The 6,122-nt window shown below is 63.9% G+C and carries 7 protein-coding genes; 4 read left to right on the top strand and 3 right to left on the bottom strand.

Annotated elements, in window-relative coordinates; genetic code table 11:
- From EOA60_RS02240 to EOA60_RS02230, 3 genes are all read right to left on the bottom strand, one after another.
- Positions 1-382, bottom strand: a 382-nt coding sequence (locus tag EOA60_RS02240) for an ATP-binding cassette domain-containing protein (protein WP_164899164.1), incomplete at its 3' end; no start/stop codon positions are given.
- Between the two features lie 162 nt (positions 383-544).
- Positions 545-1,612 (bottom strand): sugar ABC transporter substrate-binding protein, encoded by a 1,068-nt coding sequence (locus tag EOA60_RS02235; protein WP_066992156.1) that lies wholly within the window; start codon positions 1,610-1,612, stop codon positions 545-547.
- A 227-nt stretch (positions 1,613-1,839) separates the two neighbouring features.
- The gene (locus EOA60_RS02230; RefSeq protein ID WP_066992353.1) at positions 1,840-2,724 is read right to left on the bottom strand and encodes an AraC family transcriptional regulator; all 885 of its coding nucleotides are present in this window, start codon (positions 2,722-2,724) and stop codon (positions 1,840-1,842) included.
- A 273-nt stretch (positions 2,725-2,997) separates the two neighbouring features.
- Here EOA60_RS02230 and EOA60_RS02225 point away from each other — a divergent pair, with 273 nt between their 5' ends.
- The 4 genes from EOA60_RS02225 to EOA60_RS38670 form a co-directional block, all read left to right on the top strand.
- The gene (locus EOA60_RS02225; RefSeq protein ID WP_066992153.1) at positions 2,998-3,600 is read left to right on the top strand and encodes an ANTAR domain-containing response regulator; all 603 of its coding nucleotides are present in this window, start codon (positions 2,998-3,000) and stop codon (positions 3,598-3,600) included.
- A complete protein-coding gene (locus EOA60_RS02220) occupies positions 3,597-4,829 on the top strand; it encodes a CmpA/NrtA family ABC transporter substrate-binding protein (RefSeq protein WP_095824986.1) in 1,233 nt (410 codons plus the stop codon). The genes EOA60_RS02225 and EOA60_RS02220 overlap by 4 nt, the downstream gene beginning before the upstream one ends.
- A 356-nt stretch (positions 4,830-5,185) precedes the next feature.
- Positions 5,186-5,365: a hypothetical protein gene (locus EOA60_RS02215; protein WP_095825034.1), complete on the top strand. Its 180-nt coding sequence runs from the start codon at positions 5,186-5,188 to the stop codon at positions 5,363-5,365.
- Positions 5,366-5,427: 62 nt separating this feature from the next.
- Positions 5,428-6,122: MFS transporter (locus EOA60_RS38670; protein ID WP_245502514.1), on the top strand; the 695-nt coding region annotated here is incomplete at its 3' end.

Below are 6,122 nucleotides of genomic sequence, written 5' to 3'. Positions count from 1 at the left end.
CCATCGAGACCTCGTCGAGGCGAAGCGGATGAAGCTCGCGGCCGAGAAAGATGTTGGCCACGACGTCGAGGTTTTCGCAGAGCGCGAGATCCTGGAAGACGGTGGCGATGCCGAGCTTCAGCGCCGCGGCGGGATTGGCAAGCGTCACCGGCTGGCCGTCGAAAGTGATCGAGCCCGAGCTCGGCATATGCGCGCCGGCCAGGATTTTCACCAGCGTCGACTTGCCGGCGCCGTTGTCGCCAACCAGGGCTACGATTTCCCCGGCATTGATGTCGAGATCGACGTCGGTGAGAGCCGACACCGCGCCGAAATTCTTCGAGATGCCGCGCAGGCTAAGCACCGGCGGACGGCTCGTCGTGGGCGGTGCGTCGGGTATTGCCATTGCGTGTCTCTTCCCGCGTTTTGGTCGATCTGTCCGGCCGCCAGGAGGGAGCGGCCGGACACACCCGGCTCTCAGCCCTGACGGGCCAGCCGAGCATATCGCAGGCGACGCGGCTGCGCCGCATCGCTTTGGGAGACGATGCGGCTTCAGCCGCATCGCTCCTTATTGAATGCCGAGCTTCTTGCAGCCTTCGGCGTAGCGGTCGGTGCAGAGCTGGGCTGCGGTCTGGATCTTCTTGTCGATGATTTCGGCCTTCAAATTCTCCTGCGTCACCACCGCCGGCACGAAGAGTTGCGAGGGCGTATCGTACAGCGTTGTCTCGGCTTTCGGAGTCTCGCCCTTGAGAAGCTGCACAGCAACGTTTGCCGCCGCCGCGGCGACGATTTCGCTCGGCTTGGAGATAGTGTTGTACTGGTCGCCGGCAATGATGAGCTGCAAGGCGGCGATCGTCGCGTCGTTGCCCGTCACCGGCGGCACCGGATCGACGCCGGCTGCCTTGAAGGCGGCAATGGCGCCGCCGCCCGTGCCGTCGTTGGCGGCGACCACGCCGACGATCTTGTTGCCGAAGCGCGAGATCTGTCCCGCCGCCCATTGCTGGGCATTCGATGGCGCCCAGTTCGGCGTGTCAAACTCGGCGAGCGTCTTGTAGCTGCCGGTCTTGAGACCCTCATGGATGCCGTCCTTGATCAGGCCCGCCGCGGCGTCGGTCGGCGAGCCGTTGATCTGCAGCACGCCGACATCGCCGTCGCTCGACACGCCCTTGGCCTTGAGATGCTCGACCAGCGAGGCGGCGATCGCCTTGCCGATGGCCTTGTTGTCGAACGATACATAGAAATCGGCCTTGGCCGTGGGGATCGGACGGTCATAGGCGATCACCTTGACGCCCTGAGCCTGCGCATTGTGCACCAGCGAGGCCGCCGCCGCGGAATCGACCGGGTCGAGCACGACAACCTTCGCGCCCTGGGTGATGACGGAGTTGAACTGCTGCTGTTGCTTGGTGACGTCGGCGTCGGCATTGAGATAGAGCACCTTGCAGCTGTCGCAAAGCTTCTTCATTTCAGCGACGAAGCCCGGATGATCATGCTCTTCGTAACGCGTCGAGCCCTGGTCGGGCATCAGGAACGCGACCGTGGAGCCGGCGATATCCTGCGCATTGGCAAAAGTCGCCCCAAGAGCGAGGCTCGAGACGGCCATCGCGGCTGCTGTCAATCTGGACACGTATCTGGACATAAGGTCTTCTCCAATTCCCATTGTGTGATCTAAACGGACTTCGACATCGAGCCGCGGATGCTGCTCGCGCACCCCATCGGAAGTCCAGTGAACTCGTGCAGCAGCCTCACGGCTTCCTCCCGCTGGCATGACACGAGGAAATACTCGTCCATCGCTGGTTCGCTTGCGCGACCCACCGCTTCGTCCTGGTTCTTGTCTAAGGCTTGTTTCTCCTCCCGAACTCCTTTCTATGCGGCGCGCGCGGCCGCGAAATTATCCGCAACCAATCTCCTGAACTGCGAAGGCGGCATGCCCTTCTCGGCCAGGAACTGGCGATTGAAGTTCGACAGATTGTTGAAGCCGACCTCGAAGCAGATGTCCGAGATCTGCGCCTCTTCGTCGCTCATCAGGATCTGGCAAGCGAGGTTGATGCGCAGCCGCTTGATGTACTGCAGCAGCGACATGCCGGTATGCTTGCGAAACGAGCGCGAGAAGGCGCTCGGCGTCTGTCCCGCGATTGCCGCCAGATCGCCTTCGTTGAATTGCTGGGTCAGGTTCTCGCGGATATAGGCGAGCGCCTGGTTCATGCCCGCAGACATGTATCCGGACGGGTCCGGCAGATAGTTCTCGCTGGCGAGCACGCGCGGCGTAGTTTCGCGGCTCAGCGCCTCCATGATCGACATGAACAGGCTGATCCGGTGAACGCCGTAAGCATGAGTGATCTCCGCCAGCAACGGCATGACCGCCCTGCTCACACTGGCGCTGAACAGGACGCCGCGCCGCGCGAGCTCGAGCAGTGGCGAGACCGCGCCAAGCTCGGGAAAAGTGGCGATCGCGCCGCCGATGAATTCCTCGCTGAACTGGACCAGCCTGCAGCGCAGCGGAACTGACTGACCTTCCGGAACCTCGCTGATCCAGTTGTGCGGCAGGTTCGGACCGGTGAGAACGAGGTTGCCGACCTCGAACTCGCCGATGAAGTCGCCGACGAAATAGCGGCCCTTGGTCGCGACGATCTGGTGCAGTTCGTATTCCGGATGAAAATGCCAGCGCACCGTATGGTAGGGATAGCCATGCCACCTCACCGCGAACGACTCGCCAGGCCTTATCTGTATGACTTCCAGATCGGGTCCCATCGATTCCTCCCGCAGGCTGTGCCAGCCTTCGAACCGCGGCCGTTTGTTCCGGCTCATCTAGGGTCAGGATAGCGGCGGCCAAGGATGTGCGCCACCTCGCCACGCCGCGCCGACTGATACGTTTTTGACCTTTTTGGCCCAGCGAAAAACCTGCCTTCGAAAATTAGAAGCTTCGAATATCGGCGACTGGCCGGCGGCGTTTGGGCGTGGGAAAGTCGCCGCGGACCACGCTACCGCATTGCACAATTCCGGCCGGGCTGCACAATAGGGCGCATGTCCGCTGGTTCGTTGACCATCCTTGTTATCGACGAGAACCGCATCCGCGCCTCGATCATTGAGGCCGGATTGCGGGACGCCGGCCATCGCCATGTCACCGTTGTTCATGACGTGGCCGGCATTGCCAAGCGCATCGCCGAGATCGAGCCGGATGTCATCGTCATCGATCTCGAAAACCCCAACCGCGACATGCTGGAGAACATGTTCCAGCTTTCGCGAGCAGTGAAACGGCCGATCGCTATGTTCGTCGACCGCTCCGACCGGGCCTCGATCGAGGCGGCGGTCGAAGCGGGCGTGTCCGCCTATGTGGTCGACGGGCTGAAGAAGGAGCGCATCAAGCCGATTCTTGACATGACGATCAGCCGCTTCAACGCCTTCTCGCGCATGGCGCGCGAACTGGAGGAGGCGCGCAGCGAGCTCGAGAACCGCAAGGTCGTCGATCGCGCCAAAGGCATATTGATGAAGTCGCGCGGCTTGAGCGAGGAGGCCGCTTACGCGCTTCTTCGCAAGACCGCCATGAACCAGAACCGCAAGATCGCCGACATCGCCCAGAGCCTGGTGACGGCGGCGGGATTGCTGGGCCCGCTGGAGGGCGAATGAGCAAGACTGCCGCGCACGAGATCACCGCCGGCTTCATGCCGCTCTTCGACAGCGCCGTCCTTGTAGCGGCCGGCGAGATGGGCTTTGCCGCCCGCGAAGGCATCGAGCTCAAGCTGCATCGCGAGACCTCGTGGGCCAACATCCGAGACCGCATCGCCATCGGCCATTTCGATGTGGCACATATGCTGGGGCCGATGCCGCTCGCCTGCAGCCTCGGCCTCACGCCGCTTGCCTCGGAGACCATAGTGCCCTTCTCGCTCGGGCTTGGCGGCAACTGCGTCACCGTCTCCAATGCGGTGTGGCAAGGCATGGCGGCGCACGGGGCCGCGCCCGATCTCGATCCGGCGCGCGCCGGGACGGCGCTTGGCGCTCTGATCCGCGAGCGGGCGGCCGCCGGCCGCGAGCCTTTGCGTTTCGCCGTCGTCCATCCGCATTCCGGGCATAATTACGAGCTGCGCTACTGGCTCGCCGCCTGCAGCATCGATCCCGACCGCGATGTCGAGATCGTCATCGTGCCGCCGCCCTTCATGGCCGATGCGCTCTCCGCCGGCCGCATCGACGGCTATTGCGTCGGAGAGCCCTGGAACAGTGCCGCCGTCGCCGCCGGCACCGGCCGCATCGTCACCGTCAAGGCGCTGCTGTGGCGCAACAGCCCGGAAAAGGTGATCGGCGCGCGCAGAAGCTGGGCCGAGGAAAACCCCGACGCGCTGGCGGCGTTGCTGAGAGCGCTGCATCACTCCGCGCGCTGGTGCCAGGATCCGGTGAACCGCGGCGCGCTGGCCGCGCTGATGGCCAAGCCTGCGTTCCTCGGGCAGCCGGAGGCGATCCAGATGCCGGCACTCACCGGGCGACTTCAGCTCGGCGGCGGCCCGGAGCGCAGCGTTGAGGCTTTCTTCCTGCCCTTCGACAAGGCGGCGAACTTTCCCTGGAAGAGCCATGCGCTCTGGTTCTACACGCAGATGGTGCGCTGGGGACAATTGCCGCATACACCGCAAAACCTAGCGATCGCCCGCGACTGCTACCGGCCCGATCTGTACCGCTCGGCGCTGAAGCCGCTCGGCGTGGCCCTGCCCGGCGCCAACGCCAAAGTGGAAGGCGCGCTGAAGACCGCGACGCCGGTCGGCTCGGCCGGGGCGAGCCTTGTGCTCGGCCCGGACGGGTTCTTCGACGGCCAGATCTTCGATCCCGATCGGATCGATGCCTACATCGCGGCCCAGAATCGCGACTGATCATTTGCGCGCCATTCTTGTGCATTGCACAAAATTTGTGCGCCCTGCCCGCTCCGTTGATCAACGTTTGACCGTGTCTCGGCTCGCCGGGCCGGCGCCTGAAGCGCCTACCGCTTTGATTCTCCTGGAAATCCGTCTTCCACGCAAAACTGGCACGCTTCGTGCTTTAAGATAATCGCGCCCCTCGCGGGCAATAGAACAGGCGTCCAATGGCGGGCGCCACAGGCAAAGCTGCCGCTCAGGTCGACGCGTGTCCCGGATGTACGGACGCGACAGGCCTGGCCGGCAGCTTTTTTGTTTTGGACCGAAACGCAATCGAAGGCGCCGATCCCAGGCGGCGCCGAACGGAGACGACGATGACGAAACGGATCGGAACTGGCGCTTCCCTGAAGGACTTCACCCGCCGCGATTTCCTGGCGAGCAGCATCCTGACGGCGGTGCTGTTCGCCGCCGCGGTTCTGCTGTTTCCCACCAATCACGACAGAGAGGCCAAGGGTCCGCAAGTGACCGCGGAGATCACAGCCTCGCCGCGCTGACCGATGCCGCGCCTCTGATCAACACAACACGCGGTGCCTCCACGCCGCAAACGGAGCCGACCATGACCGCAAACCTCCAAGCCGCGCCCAGCCAGGACAGTAGCTCCCGGCAGGCGCTCCTCATCTCCACCATCGCCTTCACCGTCTGCTTCGCGGTGTGGACGATCTTCTCCATCATCGGCGTGCGCATAAAGCAGGAGCTCGGGCTGAACGAGACCGAGTTCGGACTGCTGGTCGGCACGCCGATCCTCACCGGCTCGCTCGTGCGCATGGTGCTCGGCGTCTGGACCGACCGCTACGGCGGCAGGCTGGTCTACACCATGACCATGCTCGCGGCGGCGGTCGCGACCTTCCTGCTCGCCTTTGCACATACCTATGAGCAGATGCTGGTCGCGGCGCTCGGCGTCGGGCTTGCCGGTGGATCCTTCGCGGTCGGCGTCGCCTATGTTTCGCGCTTCTTCCCCGCGCGCAAACAAGGCACGGCTCTCGGCATCTTCGGCGTTGGCAATGTCGGCGCCGCGGTCACCAAGTTCCTGGCGCCGCTCGTACTGATTGCCTGGGGCTGGCAGTCGGTCGCGCTGATCTGGGCCGCAGCGCTGGTTGTCATGGCCGGCGTGTTCTGGTTCATGACCAGCGACGATCCGGTCATCCGCGAGCGCCGTGCCGGTAAGGCAGTACCGGCGAGAAGCTTCTGGCAGGAATTCGCGCCGCTGAAGAACCTGCAGGTCTGGCTCTTCGCCTTCTACTTCTTCTTCTC

The organism is Mesorhizobium sp. M1A.F.Ca.IN.020.06.1.1 (assembly GCF_004023265.1).
Taxonomy (GTDB): Bacteria; Pseudomonadota; Alphaproteobacteria; order Rhizobiales; family Rhizobiaceae; genus Mesorhizobium.
The sequence above is the reverse complement of the archived record's forward strand: the minus strand, read 5'-3'. Positions and strand labels throughout refer to the sequence as shown.

Excerpts from the sequence above, each read along its gene's own strand:
- EOA60_RS02235 (WP_066992156.1), bottom strand. The coding sequence starts at position 1,612 with ATGTCCAGATACGTGTCCAGATTGACAGCAGCCGCGATGGCCGTCTCG.
- EOA60_RS02230 (WP_066992353.1), bottom strand. The coding sequence starts at position 2,724 with ATGGGACCCGATCTGGAAGTCATACAGATAAGGCCTGGCGAGTCGTTC.
- EOA60_RS02225 (WP_066992153.1), top strand. The coding sequence starts at position 2,998 with ATGTCCGCTGGTTCGTTGACCATCCTTGTTATCGACGAGAACCGCATC.
- EOA60_RS02220 (WP_095824986.1), top strand. The coding sequence starts at position 3,597 with ATGAGCAAGACTGCCGCGCACGAGATCACCGCCGGCTTCATGCCGCTC.
- EOA60_RS02215 (WP_095825034.1), top strand. The coding sequence starts at position 5,186 with ATGACGAAACGGATCGGAACTGGCGCTTCCCTGAAGGACTTCACCCGC.